Annotated in this window: 20 protein-coding genes; 7 read left to right on the top strand and 13 right to left on the bottom strand. The window is 66.3% G+C overall.

Annotated elements, in window-relative coordinates; all coding sequences use genetic code 11:
• The 5 genes from GH2_RS16040 to dnaB form a co-directional block, all read right to left on the bottom strand.
• The coding region (locus GH2_RS16040; RefSeq protein ID WP_244885403.1) for a MaoC family dehydratase at positions 1–541 on the bottom strand (541 nt) is incomplete at its 3' end.
• 23 nt (positions 542–564) lie between these two features.
• Positions 565–810 carry an AMP-binding protein gene (locus GH2_RS22195; protein WP_066170119.1) on the bottom strand — a complete coding sequence of 82 codons (246 nt, stop codon included), beginning with the start codon at positions 808–810 and terminating at the stop codon, positions 565–567.
• Between the two features lie 32 nt (positions 811–842).
• Positions 843–1,031 carry a hypothetical protein gene (locus GH2_RS21900; RefSeq protein WP_204701025.1) on the bottom strand — a complete coding sequence of 63 codons (189 nt, stop codon included), beginning with the start codon at positions 1,029–1,031 and terminating at the stop codon, positions 843–845.
• A complete protein-coding gene (locus tag GH2_RS22190) occupies positions 965–1,672 on the bottom strand; it encodes an AMP-binding protein (protein ID WP_066170114.1) in 708 nt (235 codons plus the stop codon). Before GH2_RS22190 ends, GH2_RS21900 begins: the two co-directional genes overlap by 67 nt.
• A gap of 259 nt (positions 1,673–1,931) precedes the next feature.
• Positions 1,932–4,145: a replicative DNA helicase gene (dnaB, locus tag GH2_RS16025; RefSeq protein WP_066170111.1), complete on the bottom strand. Its 2,214-nt coding sequence runs from the start codon at positions 4,143–4,145 to the stop codon at positions 1,932–1,934.
• Between the two features lie 416 nt (positions 4,146–4,561).
• Here dnaB and GH2_RS16020 point away from each other — a divergent pair, with 416 nt between their 5' ends.
• Together GH2_RS16020 and GH2_RS16015 are read left to right on the top strand one after the other, a co-directional pair.
• Entirely contained in the window at positions 4,562–5,125 is a 564-nt protein-coding gene (locus GH2_RS16020) for a hypothetical protein (RefSeq protein ID WP_066170108.1), read from the top strand.
• A 126-nt stretch (positions 5,126–5,251) separates the two neighbouring features.
• Positions 5,252–5,839, top strand: coding sequence for a TetR/AcrR family transcriptional regulator (locus tag GH2_RS16015; RefSeq protein ID WP_066170106.1), 588 nt, complete (start codon positions 5,252–5,254; stop codon positions 5,837–5,839).
• 114 nt (positions 5,840–5,953) lie between these two features.
• Here GH2_RS16015 and rplI read toward each other — a convergent pair whose 3' ends face one another.
• The 4 genes from rplI to rpsF form a co-directional block, all read right to left on the bottom strand.
• Entirely contained in the window at positions 5,954–6,403 is a 450-nt protein-coding gene (gene rplI, locus GH2_RS16010) for a 50S ribosomal protein L9 (protein ID WP_066170103.1), read from the bottom strand.
• A 20-nt stretch (positions 6,404–6,423) separates the two neighbouring features.
• On the bottom strand, positions 6,424–6,681 hold the full coding sequence (gene rpsR / locus GH2_RS16005; RefSeq protein ID WP_066170101.1) for a 30S ribosomal protein S18: 258 nt from the start codon (positions 6,679–6,681) through the stop codon (positions 6,424–6,426).
• A 40-nt stretch (positions 6,682–6,721) separates the two neighbouring features.
• Positions 6,722–7,282 (bottom strand): single-stranded DNA-binding protein, encoded by a 561-nt coding sequence (locus GH2_RS16000; protein WP_066170098.1) that lies wholly within the window; start codon positions 7,280–7,282, stop codon positions 6,722–6,724.
• 133 nt (positions 7,283–7,415) lie between these two features.
• Positions 7,416–7,697, bottom strand: a complete 282-nt coding sequence (gene rpsF / locus GH2_RS15995; RefSeq protein ID WP_066170096.1) for a 30S ribosomal protein S6 — start codon at positions 7,695–7,697, stop codon at positions 7,416–7,418.
• A gap of 161 nt (positions 7,698–7,858) precedes the next feature.
• On the opposite strand from rpsF, the gene GH2_RS15990 reads away from it, so the two are divergent.
• Entirely contained in the window at positions 7,859–9,868 is a 2,010-nt protein-coding gene (locus GH2_RS15990) for a GNAT family N-acetyltransferase (protein WP_066170093.1), read from the top strand.
• Positions 9,869–9,928: 60 nt separating this feature from the next.
• On the opposite strand, the gene GH2_RS15985 is transcribed toward GH2_RS15990, so the two are convergent.
• The 3 genes from GH2_RS15985 to GH2_RS15975 all read right to left on the bottom strand — a co-directional run bounded on the left by GH2_RS15985 (position 9,929) and on the right by GH2_RS15975 (position 14,160).
• The gene (locus tag GH2_RS15985) at positions 9,929–11,404 is read right to left on the bottom strand and encodes a glycosyltransferase family 87 protein (protein ID WP_066170210.1); all 1,476 of its coding nucleotides are present in this window, start codon (positions 11,402–11,404) and stop codon (positions 9,929–9,931) included.
• Between the two features lie 8 nt (positions 11,405–11,412).
• A complete protein-coding gene (locus GH2_RS15980; protein ID WP_066170090.1) occupies positions 11,413–13,677 on the bottom strand; it encodes a transglycosylase domain-containing protein in 2,265 nt (754 codons plus the stop codon).
• Between the two features lie 90 nt (positions 13,678–13,767).
• A complete protein-coding gene (locus GH2_RS15975; protein ID WP_066170087.1) occupies positions 13,768–14,160 on the bottom strand; it encodes a DUF5318 family protein in 393 nt (130 codons plus the stop codon).
• A 151-nt stretch (positions 14,161–14,311) separates the two neighbouring features.
• On the opposite strand from GH2_RS15975, the gene GH2_RS15970 reads away from it, so the two are divergent.
• Both GH2_RS15970 and GH2_RS15965 read left to right on the top strand, forming a co-directional pair.
• Positions 14,312–14,968 (top strand): PadR family transcriptional regulator, encoded by a 657-nt coding sequence (locus tag GH2_RS15970; RefSeq protein ID WP_066170085.1) that lies wholly within the window; start codon positions 14,312–14,314, stop codon positions 14,966–14,968.
• Positions 14,961–16,055, top strand: coding sequence for an inositol-3-phosphate synthase (locus GH2_RS15965; RefSeq protein ID WP_066170083.1), 1,095 nt, complete (start codon positions 14,961–14,963; stop codon positions 16,053–16,055). Before GH2_RS15970 ends, GH2_RS15965 begins: the two co-directional genes overlap by 8 nt.
• Before the next feature lie 61 nt (positions 16,056–16,116).
• Here GH2_RS15965 and GH2_RS22020 read toward each other — a convergent pair whose 3' ends face one another.
• Positions 16,117–16,818 carry a helix-turn-helix transcriptional regulator gene (locus GH2_RS22020; RefSeq protein WP_239589038.1) on the bottom strand — a complete coding sequence of 234 codons (702 nt, stop codon included), beginning with the start codon at positions 16,816–16,818 and terminating at the stop codon, positions 16,117–16,119.
• Between the two features lie 173 nt (positions 16,819–16,991).
• Between GH2_RS22020 and GH2_RS15955 the strand changes: the two genes are divergently transcribed.
• Entirely contained in the window at positions 16,992–17,726 is a 735-nt protein-coding gene (locus GH2_RS15955) for an MSMEG_1198 family transcriptional regulator (RefSeq protein WP_066170076.1), read from the top strand.
• Between the two features lie 49 nt (positions 17,727–17,775).
• Positions 17,776–18,957 carry a cation:proton antiporter gene (locus tag GH2_RS15950; RefSeq protein ID WP_066170073.1) on the top strand — a complete coding sequence of 394 codons (1,182 nt, stop codon included), beginning with the start codon at positions 17,776–17,778 and terminating at the stop codon, positions 18,955–18,957.
• Positions 18,958–18,970: the final 13 nt, after the last annotated feature.

Below are 18,970 nucleotides of genomic sequence, written 5' to 3'. Positions count from 1 at the left end.
GACCGGCGTCGGGCCGTGACTTCGATTCGCGAGCGCTGATGACCTCGATCGCCACGCGGATCGTGTCGCCTTGGAAGACCGGTGCCGGGAATGCGGCATCGGAGACGCCGAGTTGAGCGACGATCGTGCCCAAGGTCAGTTCCGGCACCGAGATCCCCACGACCAGCGCCATGGTGAACCTACTGTTCACCAGTGGTCTTCCGAATTCGGTGCCGGCGGCATAGTCGGCGTCGAGATGAAGCAGTGCCGGGTTCATTGTCATCGTCGTGAACAGGATACTGTCGGTCTCGGTGGCTGTGCGTCGCACAGCGTGCGCGCAACCAGTCCCGGCTCGAGTTGCTCGAACCACATTCTGGTGGCCGGTCGTCGGGTAGTCGTCATGGTGGCCCTTCGAAGTCGATCGGGTGTTGTTCACTTGAGTGACGATCTGGTCCAGCACGGCCGTGTCTTCCACTGCACTAGTGTCGCCGTGCGGTTCGCCGTCTGCTGCCACGTCGCGCAGCAGACGGCGCATCGTTTTGCCGGTGCGGGTGCGGGGCATCGCTTTTACGACGTACACCTCCCCTAGTGGCCAGGAGCAGGTAGACCGGCCGAGCCGGCCTTGAGCGCGTCGACCCCGTGTATCGGATACGACCACGTTGAACCGGTCTCAGTCTGCCCGTATGCATTCACCACCGGGACACCACCGCCGATGTTCTCGAGTGTCCAGGTGAAAGTCTCACTGTCGAGCGGTTCGCCTTGCACCGTGATCAACCGCAGACCGGGTAGCGGGTGCGCCCGGTTCAGCTCCCCGCCCCAGCCGCGGAGCATTCGTAGCACAGTCGGAGCAACCAATATCTTGGTCACCCCGTAGCGCTCGCAGATTGGTAGAAGCGTTCATTCGTTGGCGTATCGAACGCTCCCTCGTAACAGACGATCGTCATGCCATTGGCCAGTCCGCCGATCACGGCCTGAATGGGAAAGGTCAACCAACCGACATCTGCGGCCACCCAGTAGACGTCATCCGGCTCGGGGCCGACCTGCCAGCGCACATTCGCCCATGTTCCGACGAGGAATCCCCCGACGCTGTGGACCACCCCCTCGGTTTGGCCGACGTTCCGCTCGTGAAGATCAAGAAGGCCGCATCGTTCGGATCCAGCTCAGCCATGGGCGCGGGTTCAGGATGAGCGGACAACACCTCGTGGTACCAGAATTCGTTGATCATCAACGGTTCTCGACCACCGGTCCAGTCGACCACAATTGTGACCGGCTGCTCAGTGAGACCTGTTCGCGCGGCACGCACGGTGTGCAACAGAGGGACTGTCCGGCCTCGCCGGTAGCTTGCATCAGCGACCACCAACGCCTTCGGGTTCGCCTGCACGAGACGTGATCGGACCGCCTCCTCGCTGAACCCGGAGAACAAGATGGTGTAGACAGCGCCGATCCGGTTGCAGGTGTGGACCGCAACGAATGCCTCGACCATGTTTGGCGGGTAAAGTGCGACGACGTCTCCGCGACCGACGCCCGCAGCGACGAGTGCAGCCGCGAAACGGCCCACCTCGTCGGCGAGTTCGACAAAGGTGACGGTGCGCCGGTCACCGGGTTCGCCTTCCCAAATGATCGCGGGTTTGTCCCGCGTAGTGGGATTCTCGGCCCGACGATCGACGCAGCGGAAGACCCACACGACTGACATCCAGCCCGGAAACTGGCAACATCAAGCGGAATGTTCGGATTGCGAACTGACATTCAGCTCGGAAAACTAACACCCTCAGCAGAATGTCTGAATTGCGAATTGACACGTAACCCGGAATTTCGGCGATCGACTGGAATCTCTGCAGGTTTACTGACAACCAGCCCGGAAAACACCCCGTCTACCGACAAATCCACTGAAAACTAGCCTGGAAACTGACAAACCTCAGCGGAATCGACAGCGCGTCGGCGCTACATCCCGCCTAACCCCGCGCCATGTCCACGAATCGAGATAAATGGAGTTGATGTGCCACCGTGATCGTGGCCGTCGGACCGTTGCGGTGCTTACCCACGATGATGTCGGCTTCGCCTGCGCGGGGGTCATCACGCTCGGTCGAATCCGGGCGGTGCAGTAGGATGACCATATCCGCATCCTGCTCGAGCGACCCAGATTCGCGCAGGTCAGAGACCTGCGGGCGCTTATCGGTACGCTGCTCGGGGCCACGGTTCAGCTGGCTGATCGCCACCACCGGAACTTCGAGTTCCTTAGCCAACAGCTTGATCGACCGGGAGAACTCCGAGACCTCCTGCTGACGTGATTCGACCTTCTTGCCCGAGGTCATCAGCTGCATGTAGTCGATCACGACGAGCTTCAGATCGTGCTTCTGTTTGAGGCGACGCGCCTTGGCCCGGATCTCCATCATCGTCAGGTTCGGCGAGTCGTCGATGAACAGCGGTGCATCGGTGATCTCGCCCATGCGGCGCGCCAGTCGGCTCCAGTCGTCGTCGGACATCTTGCCCGAGCGCATGTCGCCGAGCTTGACCTTCGCCTCCGCCGACAGCAGTCGCATGACGATCTCGGTCTTGCTCATCTCCAACGAGAACATCGCGGAGGTGAGGCCGTGATGGATCGACGCCGACCGCAGCCAGTCCATCGCGAGGGTGGAATTGTGCGTGGGGACCATCGCCTCACCGGCGAGGTAGAGGTGGCTGCTGTTGTCGACCTGGACGCAGCGCACCGGCACGGACGGAACGGCCCGGACCGAGACCACGCGCCGCGCGCGCACGCTGCCGCGCATCTCCTTGTGTCGTTGCGCCTTGTCGAAGACGGTGAAGACGTCGTCGGGCGCGTTGACGCGCACCCAGCCGCTGCTTGCCCGTCGGAACGAGTAGCCGAGTCCGGCGGCGAGGTCGCCGACGACCGTCGACATGTGGTTGGTGGCGGCGGGCACGGTGATCCAGCCGTCGTCGTCGACCCGCGCCCGGGAGTCGAGGATTCCTGCGAGCAACGCGCGACGCTGCGATACCGAGCCGCGCAGGTACTCGTGCGGAATCCGACCGCCGAGATCGGTCATCAGCGTCATCACGTCGACTGGGCCCTCGGCGTCGATGCGCGCGCCGATCTCCGGGTCGTCGTACGCCATCCCGGCGAGGGCGCCCACGGTGTAGGGGCCGTACGCGAGAGGCCGGTACGGCAGCTCGAGGGGCTTGGTGTTGGCGATGCTGGCACGACCGCCGTACAGCTGCAGTTGATCGGTGGTGACGACCCGGATCTCGTCGTCGATCTCCACCGTCCACTGGTGCTGTTCGTCGGCGACGATGACGGCGCCGTCGTCGAACTCCACCTGGAAGCAGGGGCGACGCGTCATCACGTCGGTGGTCTCGACGACGGTGGTCGGACGCCCGTCCGGGCCGAGCAGTTTGGTTCCCGTCGCGACGTGCCCCATCGTCGTCCAGCCGGTGGGCGTCGGGAGCGGGGTGTCGAGCGCGAGCGCCTTGCCGACACCGGGGCGGGCGGCGACGATGATCATCTGCCCCGGGTGCAGCCCGTTGGTGAGCTCGTCGAAGTCCTTGAATCCGGTCGGCACGCCGAGCGAGAGGCCGCCGCGCGAGGCGATCGAGTCCAGCTCGTCGAGCGTCGGCTGCAGCAGTTCTTCCAGCGCCACATAGTCTTCGGTCGTCCGGCGTTCGGTGACCTCGTAGATCTCGGCCTGCGCGCGGTCCACCACCTCGGCCACGTCCTGACCGTCGGCGCCCGCGTAACCGTATTGGACGATGCGGGTGCCCGCTTCGACGAGGCGACGCAGGATGGACTTCTCGCCGACGATTTCGGCGTAGTACCCCGCGTTGGCGGCCGTCGGGACGGTCGAGATCAGCGTGTGGAGATACGGCGCACCGCCGACTTTGCGAAGCTCGCCCTTGCGTTCGAGTTCGGCGGCGACGGTGACGGCGTCCGCGGGCTCACCCCGGCCGTACAACTCCAGGATCGCGTCATAGACCGCCTGGTGTGCCGGCTTGTAGAAGTCGCCGGGCCGGATGCGCTCCAGCACGTCGGCGATCGCGTCCTTCGACAGCATCATGCCGCCGAGGACGGACTGCTCTGCCTGCTGGTCCTGCGGTGGCTGCCTGCCGAACTCTTCGGTGGGTGGCTCCGGTGGCAAGTCTGGCTCGCGCCCGAGATCGGCCTCAATAGCCACGCACGTACCCCCTGAGTCCAGCAAGTCCTACTCGTCGGTTTCCAAACGGCAAACCGAACCCTTCAGAAAGGTTAGGGCGAGAAACCCAGCCCTGCCAAACGCGGCCTGTGGACAACTCTGTGGACACCGTGTGGACAGTTTTCGCCGCCGCAGGAGCGAATGTGCACAACCCTGTGGAGGATCTGGGGAATTCTTGCCCAAGTTGCCAACTCTTCGCAGGTCAGAGCCTGTTGACGATATCCACAGAAAATTGATTTCCCGTCGTCGGCGTGTTGTCTTGCGCCACGCCGAGAAGGCGATCTCAGCCCTGTCGGCGTCGTCCGATTCGCCGTTTCTCCACAACCGATCGTCCGCCCCAGCGGCACCGATCCGGTGAACGCCCTCAGCGCGGCTGCGCGACGTGCTGCAATGGGTGCATGCGTGCATCGAGACTGGCGCGAGCGAGCGCCACCGCGATCGTCCTCATCGCCGCTGCGCTGATCGCGGTGACGCTTCCCGGAAACGTCGGCCCGGTCGACGCCGCCCCGCGGTCCGACGCGTTCGACCTGTCCCGCTACCGACCCGTGAATCCCGACACCTACCGCTCGCTCTCGTACGCGAATCGGGGTCGGCACTTCTTCGTCTCAGGCACCGTGCGCTGCCAGATCGGTCCGCAACCGAACGCCGCCGCGTGCCGCGTGAAGCCACGGACAGCGTCACCCGGCGTCATCGGCGTCGCATTGCCCAGCGAGAGCCAGGGCCCGTACTGGGTGCGCCGGGGAAGCAGCTACCAACTGGGCCCCGTCAGCCCCTTCCGGACGCCGACGCTGAAGGCCGGCACTCGAGTCACCGTCGCGAACATCACCTGCGCAGCGCCGAAGACCGGGGTGGTGATCTGTCGGAACTGGAACCGCGGGTTCAAGGTCAGCCGCTCCGCACACACGTTCCGGTATCCGCACGGCGATCGCGCTCACGACCGCAACCCGCGGGTCCGTCGCTGAGCGATGGTGCCCGGTGAGCACCCGGTAGACCCACTTTTCTAATGAAACGGTAGGTTCTAGGGAACAGCGAGACCCCTGGAGAGTTCCATGCCTGCCAACGAGACGACAGATCCCGCACGGTCGCGCATGTCCAAATCCGAGGCCACCCGCGCACGGATCATCGACGCCGCAGCCAAGGTCCTGGCAGAGACCGGCTACCAGCACACGCGACTGTCGGCGATCGCCGACGCCGCGGGCATGCAGGCGGGCAGCCTGTACTACTACTTCGACTCCAAGGACACCCTCGTCGAAGAGGCGCTCGCCGGCGCCACCCATGCCGTCCACACGGCCATCCGCGGCGCGGTGGACGCGTTGCCCGCCGACGCGACCGCGGGGGAGCGGCTGTTCGCCGCCATGCGCACGTTCATCGCCACCCGCTTGGAGTTGGGCGCCGTCTCCCCGGCCCACATCCGGAACTACCGCGACCTCCCCGGCGAGATGCGTGAGCGACTGCGCCCCGAGATGGAGGAGGTCGCCGACCTCTGGATCCGGTTGGTGCGCGACGCCATGGCGTCCGGCGAGATCCGCAGCGACGTCGATCCCCACACACTGCACCAGTTCGTCTTCCACACGTCCGAACAGATCGCGAAATGGCCTCCGGCGCTGCGGGAATCAATACCGGAGACCACCGACGTGATGCTCCGGCTGATGATCAACGGAGTCGTCGGACCGTAGACGTCGCGCCCGGCACCGACCGCGGCTCCACTGACGGCGCCCACCGACGTCGCAGGAAGAGAAGCGTGGCCGGTCATCCCTGAGGATGACCGGCCACGCTTCTCGTACTGTGTGTCAGCTGACGACGGCGAGGCTCAGCTTGGCCTCCACCTTCGGGTGCAGCTTGACGACGACCGGGTACTCGCCAAGAGCCTTGATGTGGCCCTTGGGGAGCTCCACGTTGCGCTTGTCGACGGCCGGGCCGCCCGCAGCGCGGATGGCGCCGGCGACGTCGGCGACCGAGACCGAGCCGAACAGCTTGCCCGAGCTCTGGGTCTTGACGGTCAGCGAGACGTTCTCGAGGCCTTCGATGGCCTGCTTGATCTCGTTGGCGTGGTCGAGGTCGCGGACAGCGCGAGCCTCCTTCGAGCGGCGGATGCCGTCGACCTGCTTCAGCGCGCCGCGGGTGGCGACGATCGCCAGTCCGCGAGGCAGCAGGAAGTTGCGGCCGTACCCGTCGCGCACCTCAACGGCGTCGCCGGCTTCGCCGAGGTTCTCAACGTCAGCAGTCAGGATCAGCTTCATTGTTGTTCTGTCCTTCCCGCTCAGCGTCCGGTCGACGTGAACGGCAGCAGAGCCACCTCACGCGAGTTCTTCACAGCCACGGCGATGTCACGCTGGTGCTGCACGCAGTTACCGGTGACTCGACGCGAACGGATCTTGCCGCGGTCCGACAGGAAACGACGCAGCAGCGCGGTGTCCTTGTAGTCGATAGCGGCGGGCTTCTTGTCCTTGCAGAAGGTGCAGGCCTTGGCCTTCGTAACCTTCTCTACGCGGGGCTTGCGGCCCTTTTGCTTTGCCATGTATTGCTCCAGTTAATGGTCTCCGGGTAGCAGCCCGGAATCAGAAAGGTGGTTCGTCGTCCCCGCCACCGAAGCCGCCGCCCGCAGCGGGCGCACTGCCCCACGGGTCGTCGGCCGGCTGGCTGGCGGCCTGCTGGGGGCGTCCCTGCGGCGCGCCGTAGCCGCCGGAGTTTCCACCACCCTGATTGCCGCCGTATCCGCCGCCCTGGTTTCCGCCGAAGTTGCCGCCGCCGTTGTTGCGCGGCGTGCGGGTGACCTTGGCGGTCGCGTATCGGAGCGAGGGACCGATCTCGTCCACTTCGAGCTCCACAACGGTGCGACGCTCCCCTTCACGGGTTTCGTACGACCGCTGCTTGAGCTTGCCCTGAACCACGACACGGGTGCCCTTCTGAAGGGACTCGGTCACGTTCTCTGCGGCGTCGCGCCAGATGCTGCAGCGAAGGAACAGCGCTTCGCCGTCCTTCCACTCATTGGTCTGGCGATCGAATGTCCGCGGAGTGGATGCCACCGTGAAGTTCGCCACCGGTGCACCGGATGCGGTGAACCGCAGTTCCGGGTCGGCAGTGAGATTTCCGACGACCGTGATGACCGTGTCCGTCATGAGACTCCCCTAATCGTGTCGAGGAACGCCGAGTGTGTGCGCACCTGGAATGGTTGCCACCACCCTATGTGCCATCACCGACAATGTCAGTGATCAATCCACACCGTCTGCAGCGTCCTCGCGGGCCTGTGGATTACTTGCGCAGGACCTTGGTGCGAAGCACCGATTCGTTCAGCTTCAGCTGACGATCGAGCTCGCTCACGGTCGCCGGAGTCGCGTTGATCTGAACGACGGCGTAGATGCCCTCGCTGTTCTTCGCGATCTCGTAGGCCAAGCGGCGCTTGCCCCAGATCTCGACGTCGTCCACCTTGCCGCCATCGTTGCGAACAACGTTGAGGAAGGTATCCAGGGATGGGGCGACGGTGCGTTCGTCCAGGCTCGGATCGAGGATCACCATCAGTTCGTAATGACGCATAAGACCACATCACCTCCTATGGGCTTTCGGCCACGGACGTTCCGTGGCAGGAGGGTCGCCTGCGTCGGCAACCTGTCAAAGATACATGACCGCCGATTGACCTGCGAAATCCTCGGCGACCGGTCCGGGCGGGCCGTACCGGGCTGGACTACTCTGCTCCCATGCCATCGGCTCGCAATCCCCACGCCGCCAAGCGGCTTCACTTCGGCGAGACCACGCTGATCCTCGTCGTCGTCATGCTGTTCACCGCGGCGTCGTCGGCTCTCGCCTACGCGACGAAGGTCGGTTGCACCACGCCGAGCGAGCCCGGCGCGAAGCGGGAATGGCTGTACGCGCATTCCGGCGACATCGTTCCCTGCTATTCGGACCTGATGACGATGTGGCACGGCCGCGGCCTGGCCAGCCACGTGTTCCCCTACGTGCACGGCGGCATCACGCCCGACGGCCACCTGTTCGGCGGCGTCGTCGAGTACCCGGTGCTGTCCGGACTGCTGATGTGGCTGTCCGGACTCGGCGCCGACACCGATCGCGAATTCCTCTGGCACAACCTCCTGATCCTGGCGCCCTTCGCCTTCATCACCGCGATCCTGCTGGCGCTGTTGACCCGCTGGTGGTCGTTGCTGTGGGCGGCCACCCCGCCCCTGATGTTGTATGCGCTCCACAACTGGGAACTGCCGGTGGTGTGCGCGGCCGTCGCCGGCGTCGCGGTGATGGCGTGGGGCGGTTCGGCCGATCCGACCACGGGGCTTCGCCGCTGGTCGGTGCGGACGACGGCGATCATCGCCGCGATACCCCTCGGGATCGGATTCTCGCTGAAGATCTACCCGGGCTTGTTCGTCCTGCCGCTGATGCTGTGGGTGCTCACCCGCGGCGAGGCGACCGACCAGCGGCGCGATCCGCGGCGGGGCGCACGCGACTGGCTGGGTGCCGGCGGCGTGGCGGTGTCGGCGATCGCCACCGTCGTTGTGACGCAGGCGCCGTTCATGATCGCCGGTTACGAGGGCTGGAAAGCGGCGATCGACTTCCAGACCAAACGCGAGGCCAACCTCTCCACCAACTCGATCTGGTACTGGGGTCTGCGCATGGTGACCGGCGGCGAGACGCCGACCTACAACAGCATCGTCGACGTCGCATCGCCGCTGCTGATCATCCTCGCCTTCGCGGTGGCCTGCTTCCTCGGATGGCGCGTCTATCAGCGCGACGGCGTGTTCCCCTGGCTCGGCGTGAGCGGCGCGATGCTGGCCGGGTTCATGGTCTTCCACAAGGTCCACTCACCGCAGTACACGCTCTGGATCCTCCCGTTCTTCATCCTGCTCCGCGTGCGGTGGCCGATCATCGCGCTGTATCTGCTCGCCGACACGGTGCTCGATCTGACGATCTTCCACCTGCTGCTGAACTACTCCCCGACCACGCACGCCTGGGTCATCGGCGGAGTCGTGTTCGGCGTCTGGACGCACGCGGTGCTGCTGGTGGTGCTCATCGTGCACTTCGTCCACGCCGCACCGCGCGAGCCGCTCGCCTCCTATCTGCGGGGCACGGTCCCGCCCTCCGGGCCGCTCACCCGGCTCGCCGCGACCGATGCCGCGGACGCGCGCACCTGGCTCGGCGCGCCGACTCTCGTCGCGGACGGCGTCACCCTCCGACCGCTCGAGCTCTCCGACGCCCAGGATCTCGGCGCAGTGGCGGGCGACGCGGAGCTCTACCAGTGGACCAGCGGTGTCCCACACGGCACCGACGAGGCGATCGGGTGGATCCAGTCCGCACTCGCGAATCCGCATCGGGTGGCGTTCGCCGTCATCGACGCCGACGGCCAGCTCGTCGGAAGCACCAGCTTCTACGACGTCGACGCCGCTGATCAGACCCTCGCCATCGGTTACACCTTCTACGGTCCCGCCGCGATGGGGACCGCGGTCAATCCCGCGGCCAAACTCGCGCTGTGCGAGTACGCCTTCACGGTGTGCGACGCGGTCCGCGTGGTCTGGCACACGCATGCGAGCAACACCCGCTCGCGAGCGGCGATCACCAAGCTCGGCGCGCTCGAGGAGGGCGAACTCCGCAAGCACCGCCGGTTCCGCGACGGTTGGCGGACCACCGCACAGTTCGCGATCGTCGACGACGACTGGCCTGCCTCCCGAGCAACGCTCGAGGCACGACTGGCCGCTCGTAAATGAATCCCCGATCGACCCGATTTCGGCCGCTGCGGGCGGGTAGTCGAGCTATCGGGGATTGATTTACGTCGGGACCGCTGATCGCGGTGATCGGAGCAGCCGTTCGGACGCCGGTTCGTCGTCGTCGCGGCGGACCAGTTGCCACACGACCACCGCGCACAGGCCGACGAGGACCGCTCCGCGCAGAGTGTTGAGCGCGTAGAAGACCTCCGGCGGCAGCCATTTGCGGTCGGCGTCGAGGAACAGGGCCATCCGCGGGATCCAGATCAACGCGTCGAACGTCATCCACGCCAGCACCGCGCGCGGATACGGCACGGCCAGCACCGCGAGCGGCACCAGCCACAGCGACGACTGCGGCGTCCATTCCTTCCCGAACAGCAGCAGACCCGCCACCAGCAGGAACATCAACTGTGCGAGCGTCGGTTCGACGTCGGCGCGCAGCCCGATGTAGATGACCGCGGCGACGACCGCGATGACCAGGAGGACGGCCAGTCCGCCGACCAGCGTCGGTCCCGGGTCCCAGCCGGTCGCCATGGAGATCAGTCGATAGAGGGTGTCGGGTTCCACTCCCCGGTCCCGCCACGTCCGGAACGCCGCGCTCCAGCCGGACGGATACAAGATGAGCAGGGGCAGATTCACAAGCAGCCAGCCACCGACCAGGGCGGCGACGACGACCAGGAAGTCGCGAAGTCGCCTATTGCGGACGCAGAGCACCGCGACGGCGGGAATCAGCAGCAGCGGGTACACGGCGGCCGACGCGGCGAGGCCGGCGAAGAAGCCCGTCCAGCCGAGCTTCCTGCGCGACCAGCACAGCATGCTGACCGCCAGCAGTGCGATCGGCAGCGGCTCGGTCGAGGTGAAGGCGTGGAAGAAGACGATCGGCGAGAGCGCCATCAACGCGCCCAGCCAAAGCCGGCGACGGTCGGTCATCATCGTCGCCCAGACTGCGAGCAGCCAGAACAACGACAGCAGCAGGGCACTGATGTTGAAGTAGTTGACGACGTCGAGGGTCGACGGAAGCCCCACGGCGTCGGCCAGGTTCGCCCATCCGCGCGCCGCCTGCGCGCTCACGTACATGAACAGGCCGGTCAGCGCGGGCTGGGCGAGGTAGGCCTTGACCTGCTCGCCGTCGCCGTTCTGCACCTTCCAGTACGTGCGGTACGGGAGCGCTCCGGCGGCGAGATCGGTCGGAGTCAGCTTGTCGCTGCTGTACGACGCGATCAGGTCCGAATAGCAGAGGCCGACGAACTGCCGCTGGTTGTCCCAGTTGAGCCGGACCTGACCCGGCTGGTTCTCGACCGGCGCCTGCTGGATGCAGCCGGACTTGCCGAACCAACTGAGCGAGAGCCCAACCAACGCCAGTAGCAGGACCACGCGCAGCGGAGTCCACAGTCGACTCCGGCCGACGGCGGCATGGAGTCCCACGGGCCCTCCGATGCTGTCGCTGGCGGTCCGCAACGACGGGCTCGCCCACGAGGGGAGAACGCGTTCGGTGTCGGTGCGCAGATCATCGGAGAGCGGTTCCGGGGAGTCCGTCATCGAGGTCACTAGCGTGTGGGTACCGGTCTCGTCGACTGTCCGTACAAGTTGGTGCCCCGACCACCGGTGTTCCCGGTGTCGCCATTATCAGTCCCGCCGGTCCCGTCCCCGTTTCCGGTTCCATCGCCGTTGCCGGTCCCGCCGTTGCCGTTCCCGTTCCCCTGCGTCGGCCCGTCGCCGCCGCCGAGCGGAATGGTGACGCCCGGCGCGACGACGATGTCGCCGTTGTCGTTGGTTCCCGGCAGACGCGGGCGGCTCCGCTGACGCGTCGTCTCGTAGGTGTCGGTCGGCGTGTACGTGGTGGGCGGCGGCTCGTACGGAACGCCGGCCTGGCCGCCGACGGCGTCGGGGGTCGGGAACTGCTCGATCGGCTGTCCCTCCAGCGCACCGTCCATCACGGACTTCCAGATCTGTGCGGGAAGCCCACTGCCGTAGATCATGCTGCCCGCATAGTTGCGCAACGCGGTGCCCTTGTCGGTGCCGACCCAGGTCGCGGTCGAGAGCTGCGGCGTGTAGCCGGCCATCCACGCGTCCTTGTTGTCACCGGTGTCGCCCAGCTGGGCGGTACCGGTCTTGGCGGCGGACGGACGCGCGCCGTAGGTCGAGTCGTACAGCGAGTTGCCGTTCGAGTACGCCGCGATCGGCTCCATCGCCGCGGTCACGTTGTCGGCGACCGCCGCGGAGACCACGCGCTTACCCTTGTCCTTCTCCCGCTCGAACAGGACGTCGCCGGTCGAGGTCTCGACCTTCTCGACGAAGTACGGCTTGCGGTAGATGCCCGACGCCGCCAGGGTCGCGTAGGCCGAGGCCATGTCCAGGACGCGCGACGGGTACTGGCCCAGGACGACGCCGCCCTCGCTGTGGCCGTTCGACTCCTGCAGGGTGTGCTTGATGCTGCCGAAGCTCTCCGCGATGCCGAGGCTGTGCGCCGTCTTGGCGACGGCGTCGGCCTGACCGTTCAGGTCCATCATCAGCCGGTAGTAGACGGTGTTGAGCGACATCTTGAGCGCGGTGGCCAGGTTGCACGTGCCGCAGCTCTCGCCGTCGGAGTTCTCAACGGTGAGCCCGCCCGGCGCCTGGTACGGATCGGAGCTGTACCGCTGCGACAGCGGGATGTCCTGCTCCAGACCCGCGACCAGCGCGAAGACCTTGAAGATCGACCCCGTCTGCAACCCGGCGGAGGCGTAGTCCCAGCCCGAGCCGTCTTCGCCGCCGTAATAGGCCTTGACGCCGCCGGTCGCCGGATCGATCGAGACCGATGCGGTCCGCAGCTTCTTGGGTTCGCCGTCGAGCTTGCCCCGCGACGCCGACACGGCAGCCTTCTGCATCTTCGGATCGATGGACGTGGTGATCTTCAGACCGGAGGTCTGGACCTCCTGCTCGGAGATGCCCAGCTCTTCCAGCTCGGCGAGCACCTGCCGCTTGATCAGCCCGTTGGGGCCGTCGTTCTCGCTCGACGAGGTGTCGTCCTTGACCTTGGCGACGTCCGGGAACTTCTGGGCGGCGCGGTCGGACTGGCTGAGTGCGCCGGTCGAGACCATGCCGTTCAGCACGTACTCCCACCGGCTGACGGCCAGTTCCGGGTTGACGGCCGGATCGTAGATCGACGGCCCGCGGATCACACCGGCGAGCAGCGCCGACTCGGCGACGGTGAGCTTCTTGAGCGACTTGTTGAAGTATGCCTTCGCTGCGGCGTCGACGCCGTAGGCGCCACGACCGAAGTAGATGGTGTTCAAGTACGCCGCCATGATCTCTTCCTTGGACCACTGGCGGGACATCTTGGTGGCGATCGCGAGTTCCTTGAACTTGCGCTTGTAACTGACCTCGTCGCCGACGATCGTCTTCTTCACATACTGCTGCGTGATCGTCGAACCGCCGCCCGCGCCTTCCCGGCCGAACACCTTGCCGAGCGCGGCACGGGTGAAGCCGCTGGTGGAGAAACCGGTGTTCGAGTCGAAGTCACGGTCCTCGGCGGCCTTGACCGCGTCGATCATCGACGCGGGGATGTCCTCGTACTTGACGTCGGTGCGGTTGCCCTCCGGCGGAACGATCCGCGCGATGGTGCCACCCTTGCTGTTCATGATCGTGGCGACCTGGTTCTGCTTGAGGTCGCCCGGCGACGGCACGTCGACGGTCAGGTAGGTGAACAAGAACGCCACCACCACGGCGACGGCCACCAGCGGGACTGCTCCGGCAAGAAGTCCCAGCACCCATGCCGCGGCCTTCACCGGCGTCGACTTGTCCGACGTCGCAGCACCCTTACTGCTGGTCATCGCTCACCCACTTCTCTGCGCTCCTGCGCGATGTGAAAATTCCACTTCCAACTGTGACGCATGACTGCGGTGCAGCCAACTCCTGTCACATCACTTCGCAACCCGACGACGCCGACGATCGACGTCTCCGGGCAACCCGGCAACGTACGACTGAACGAGATAGTTCCAGCGGCAGGTCCGGCACACCTCGACCACATGCACGGTGAACTCGCGCGCACTCGCGTCGAGCGCGGTGATCTCCGTTGCCGAGCGCGCCGAGCCATGGATTCGTCCGAGGTGCTCGCCGAACACCCACGACACCCAGGTGACCTGCTCTTTTCGGCAGATCGGGCACACCTGCGAGGTCGCTCGCCCATGGAACTTCGCCGCCCGGACCAGATAGGTGTCGGCGTCGCACACCGACGCCACCGACGTCTGGCCCGTCCGCACACGCGACAGGCACTCGCGTCGCGCGAGTGCGAAGTCCACGATCTGGCGGTTCACGACCCCCAGCCTAGACGTGCGCACCTGAAGACTCGCCGTGTGATGGAAATCAATCGGAGCACACTACCGATGAGTTTCGACCGAGTTATATCGATGCGATACATTGGATGCTGCATCAAGGCGCGATAACGCAGCGAAAGGGGGCCGGATCATGCTCGAAATGGCGATTCTCGGCCTTCTGCTCGAATCGCCCATGCACGGGTATGAACTTCGCAAACGACTGACCGGACTGCTCGGAGCATTTCGCGCGTTCTCGTACGGTTCGCTGTACCCGACCCTGCGTCGGATGCAGACCGACGGCCTCATCGCCGAGGACGAGCCCGAGCGCCTCACCGCCACCAAGGTTCGACGCGCTCGCCGCGTGTATCGCCTGACGCCCGCAGGCGAAGAACGTTTCGCCGAGTTGGTGGCCGACACCGGGCCGCAGAACTACACCGACGACGGCTTCGGCGTGCACCTGGCGTTCTTCAGCCGCACCCCCGCCGTCGCGCGGATGCGCATCCTGGAGGGTCGTCGCCGCCAGGTGGAGGAACGTCGCGAGGGGCTGCGCGAGCTGATCGGCCGCACCACCCGGTCGACCGATCAGTACTACACCCGGCAGATGCACGAGCTCAGCCTGGAGACCTCCGAACGCGAGGTCCAGTGGCTCAACAAATTGATCGCCGACGAGGCCTCGGGCTCGGCCGGCACCCAAGAACATCGCTCCGCATCGCCCGAACCGGCGCCGCGGGACGACGGAAGTAAGAACTCGGCGGCACAGCAACCCGCCGTACCGCTGCAACAAGAAGGAGATCCCGACCATGGGTGATACCAACAAAGTGCGCGTGGCCATCGTTGGCGTGGGTAACTGCGCCTCATCCTTGGTTCAGGGCGTGCACTACTACAAGGATGCCGATCCGACCGCTGAGATCCCCGGTCTCATGCACGTCAAGTTCGGCGACTACCACGTCGGCGACGTCGAGTTCGTCGCGGCCTTCGACGTCGACGCCAAGAAGGTCGGCTTCGACCTCTCCGAGGCGATCAACAACAGCGAGAACAACACGATCAAGATCACTGACGTTCCCCCGCTGAACGTGCCGGTCCAGCGCGGCCACACCCTCGACGGTCTCGGCAAGTATTACAAGGAGACCATCACCGAGGCCGACGGCGAGGGCGTCGACATGGTCCAGACGCTGAAGGACCTCGAGGTCGACGTCCTGGTCAGTTACCTCCCCGTCGGTTCGGATCAGGCCGACAAGTTCTACGCGCAGTGCGCCATCGACGCCGGCGTCGCCTTCGTCAACGCGCTCCCCGTCTTCATCGCCTCCGACCCCGAGTGGGCCGAGAAGTTCCGCGCCGCCGGTGTTCCGATCGTCGGCGACGACATCAAGAGCCAGGTCGGCGCCACCATCACGCACCGCGTCATGGCCAAGCTGTTCGAGGACCGCGGCGTAGCCCTGGATCGCACGTACCAGCTGAACGTCGGCGGCAACATGGACTTCAAGAACATGCTCGAGCGTGAGCGCCTGGAGTCCAAGAAGGTCAGCAAGACGCAGGCCGTCACCAGCAACCTGCACGGCAGCCTGGCGAACAAGGTGTACGACAAGAACGTGCACATCGGCCCGTCCGACTACGTCGCATGGCTCGACGACCGCAAGTGGGCCTACGTCCGCCTCGAAGGTCGTGCTTTCGGCGACGCCCCGCTGAACCTGGAGTACAAGCTCGAGGTCTGGGACTCCCCGAACTCGGCAGGCATCATCATCGACGCGGTTCGCGCCGCGAAGATCGCCAAGGACCGCGGCCTCGGCGGCCCGATCCTCCCGGCATCGGCCTACCTGATGAAGAGCCCGCCCGAGCAGGTCGCCGACGACCTCGCGCGCCAGCAGCTCGAGGCCTTCATCATCGGTGCCGACTAGTCACCGACTGAGCCACTTCCGACGCCCGTCCCGGATCTGTTCCGGGACGGGCGTCGTCGTGTCACTCCAGACCGTCGACTCGGCCCAGCGAGCCGTCGAGCCGCAACCAGCCGTCCGAGACCATGGCCAGGAGCAGTTGCGCCTTGTTGGTGACCGGGCGACCGGCGTCGTCGTACCGCCGCGTCACCCGACGGTAGTGGGTCCGCACCGTGCATTCGGCGATGAAGTGGATCTCCGCGGTCTCTGCGACGGTCGCGCCGAGGACATACGTGGCAAGCACTTCCTGTTCCCGCGGCGAGAGCGGCACCGGCTGCGGCGCAGGCGGTACGCCGAGCAGTTCGGCGATCGCGGTGCGGATCTCCTCTCCCGCGCGGTGGTCGTTCCGGATCACCCGCACCGTTCTCGGCACGGTGACCGATTCGGCGCCGTCGACCAGCACGACGACCCGCATCCGCTTCAGTGCCGTCGGCGCCAGCCCCGACAGCGCCTCGGTGCCGCGTACGAGCAGGACACGCGGCAGAACGGTCCGCGCACCGACGCAGCGCGCATCGATCCGCTCCGCGTCGTAGCCCAGCGTCCGAATCCAGGCCACGGTCACGTCGCCGTCGAGCACTGAGGCGGAGACGACCCCGATCGAATCCACCAGCAGCACTGCTCGTTCGGGGAGCGGCCGCCGGAGTGAGCGGGCACTGCGCTTCGACGCCGCCGACTGGACTCGAGACCGATGGTCCCGACCGCGCGCGGAGGTGTCAGTGATCGTCATGTGGTCATCGCTCCCGTTCTCCTGTCCCGACTCGAACAAGCATCGACGGTCGGCACGCCCGATACAGCCGGGTAGACATCCTTTCGGAGGACGATCGGTAGGGATCCGCGCACGATCTCAGCGCGTGCATGCGCGATTACACATGAACAGGGTTTCGAACGTATTCTTCTCCCGTGTCAACCGGACTGCGTATTCTGATCGCCTCACCACTCGGGCGCATCGTCGCGGCCCCGCTGGAGGCGAACTTCCCCGACGTGACGGTCACCGTCGCCGCCACCGAGTCCGAGTTCGACCGCGCCATCACCGGACGCGTCCGCTACGACGTGGTGTGTGCCGATCTGATCTGGAATCAGCCGCAGACCGAGTGGACCTTCGACGGTCTCGACGCGATCGACCGTCTCCGTGCGGTGGACCGGCTGGCGCCGGTCCTCCTCGCGACGCAGGGCCACAGCATGGAGCGCGACCACCTCGATGAGGCGCAGCTCCGCGACGAGGTCTGGGGCGTGTTCCCCAAGTCGAAGGGCCTGCATCCCTTCATGGACTCGATCCGTGCGGTCGCGCTCGGCAACCGACTGCAGACCATCCCGCCCGCCCACGGTGATGAACCCCTGTACACCCATCTGCAGGGCCGCCGCGGTTCGACGGCCGGTCGTCTCGCCGGCGCCATCGCCGCCGGCCGAGCCAGCGACAACGCCTCCCTCGCCGCGGCCGCACGCGTCGCGCCGAGCACCGCGAACAAGGTCACCAGCCACTACCTCGGGCCGATCATGATCGCCCGCGGTGAGCATGACCCGGCGCTGCCGCTCACGCAGGGGTCGGTCTACCGGTGGTGCGGCGTACACGCCCGGTACCTCGTCAGTTGGTGCCGCAGGCACGGGCACGCGGACGTGCTCGACGCCGCGGCCTGACTGACGAGGTCGCGCCGCGCAGGCGGAAGCCCCGGTTTACGCTCAGCACATGTCGACGTCGACGACCGCACTGCTGGTGGTTCCGCTCCTCGTGCTGATCGCACCGATCCTCTCCCGTGGACTGGGGCGCTGGGTCACGATCCCGGTCGTGGTCTTCGAGCTGGTGCTCGGCATCCTCGCGGGGCCGGCGCTGCTCGGGTGGGTCGACGAGGCGGAGTTCATCAGCAAGCTGTCGGAGTTCGGCGTCACCCTGCTCTTCTTCGTCGCGGGAACCGAACTGACCGCGTCCGCCGTGCGCGGACGTACCGCCAGACGTGCGTGGCTCGGCTGGCTGATCAGCATCGGCGTCGGCGTTGCCGCCGGATTCGCCGTCTCACCGGGGCTCGGTGCCATCATCATCGGGATCAGCCTGGCGTCGACGGCGCTGGGCACGCTGCTGCCGATCCTGCGCGACTCCGGGGATCTCGGAACTCCGTTCGGCGATTCGATCGGCGCGCTCGGCGCGGCAGGCGAGTTCGGGCCGATCGTCGCGATCTCGCTCTTCCTCGGCGGCCGGTCGCTCGGCGCCGCGAGCCTGGTGCTGGTGCTCTTCGGCGTCATCGCCGTCGTCGCGATCGTGCAGGCGGGTCGCCGACCGCATCAGCGGCTCCACCGCTTCGTCGAATCGACCCTGCACACCTCGGCGCAGTTCGCGGTGCGCGCCGTCCTGGCCGTGCTGGCGATCCTGGTGTTCCTGACGCTGCAGCTCGAGATCGACATGCTGCTCGGCGCGTTCACCGCGGGCATCGTGTGGAAGCTGCTGATCCGCGACGCCGACGAGAGCACTCAGCGTTCGGTGGAGGCCAAGGTCGACGCGGTCGCGTTCGGTTTCCTTGTGCCGATCTTCTTCGTCTACACGGGCGTGAAGTTCGACCTTGCGGCCCTGCTCGACGCCCCCGCCTCGTTCCTGTGGATCCCCGCCGTTCTGGTCGCGCTGCTGCTGGTCCGTGGGCTGCCCTCGATGCTCGCCGCACCCGCGGGCGCCTCGCGTCGCGAGCAGATCGCGACCGGCTTGTTCGGCGCCACCGGCCTGCCGATCATCGTCGTCGTCACCGACATCGGCGTCCGGCAGGAGGTCCTCACCTCGACGCAGGCGGCGATTCTCGTGGGCTCCGGACTCCTGTCGGTGCTGATCTTTCCGCTGGTGGCGGCCGCTCTGCGGGAGACGCCGAGGGCGTCAGTCGGCGACTGACGCCCTGTTCACC

Origin of the sequence: Gordonia hydrophobica NBRC 16057 (assembly GCF_001592365.1) — a bacterium.
In the GTDB taxonomy this organism is placed as follows: domain Bacteria; phylum Actinomycetota; class Actinomycetes; order Mycobacteriales; family Mycobacteriaceae; genus Gordonia; species Gordonia hydrophobica.
Note: the sequence above shows the minus strand (reverse complement) of the source record. Positions and strands in the feature narration are given on the sequence as shown.

Bases quoted from the DNA above. Each gene is read 5' to 3' on its own strand.
- GH2_RS22195 (WP_066170119.1), bottom strand. From the start codon at position 810: ATGCTCCGCGGCTGGGGCGGGGAGCTGAACCGGGCGCACCCGCTACCC.
- GH2_RS22190 (WP_066170114.1), bottom strand. From the start codon at position 1,672: ATGTCAGTCGTGTGGGTCTTCCGCTGCGTCGATCGTCGGGCCGAGAAT.
- GH2_RS16020 (WP_066170108.1), top strand. From the start codon at position 4,562: ATGCGTGCATCGAGACTGGCGCGAGCGAGCGCCACCGCGATCGTCCTC.
- GH2_RS16015 (WP_066170106.1), top strand. From the start codon at position 5,252: ATGTCCAAATCCGAGGCCACCCGCGCACGGATCATCGACGCCGCAGCC.
- rplI (WP_066170103.1), bottom strand. From the start codon at position 6,403: ATGAAGCTGATCCTGACTGCTGACGTTGAGAACCTCGGCGAAGCCGGC.
- rpsR (WP_066170101.1), bottom strand. From the start codon at position 6,681: ATGGCAAAGCAAAAGGGCCGCAAGCCCCGCGTAGAGAAGGTTACGAAG.
- GH2_RS16000 (WP_066170098.1), bottom strand. From the start codon at position 7,282: ATGACGGACACGGTCATCACGGTCGTCGGAAATCTCACTGCCGACCCG.
- rpsF (WP_066170096.1), bottom strand. From the start codon at position 7,697: ATGCGTCATTACGAACTGATGGTGATCCTCGATCCGAGCCTGGACGAA.
- GH2_RS15990 (WP_066170093.1), top strand. From the start codon at position 7,859: ATGCCATCGGCTCGCAATCCCCACGCCGCCAAGCGGCTTCACTTCGGC.
- GH2_RS15985 (WP_066170210.1), bottom strand. From the start codon at position 11,404: ATGACGGACTCCCCGGAACCGCTCTCCGATGATCTGCGCACCGACACC.
- GH2_RS15980 (WP_066170090.1), bottom strand. From the start codon at position 13,677: ATGACCAGCAGTAAGGGTGCTGCGACGTCGGACAAGTCGACGCCGGTG.
- GH2_RS15970 (WP_066170085.1), top strand. From the start codon at position 14,312: ATGCTCGAAATGGCGATTCTCGGCCTTCTGCTCGAATCGCCCATGCAC.
- GH2_RS15965 (WP_066170083.1), top strand. From the start codon at position 14,961: ATGGGTGATACCAACAAAGTGCGCGTGGCCATCGTTGGCGTGGGTAAC.
- GH2_RS22020 (WP_239589038.1), bottom strand. From the start codon at position 16,818: ATGACGATCACTGACACCTCCGCGCGCGGTCGGGACCATCGGTCTCGA.
- GH2_RS15950 (WP_066170073.1), top strand. From the start codon at position 17,776: ATGTCGACGTCGACGACCGCACTGCTGGTGGTTCCGCTCCTCGTGCTG.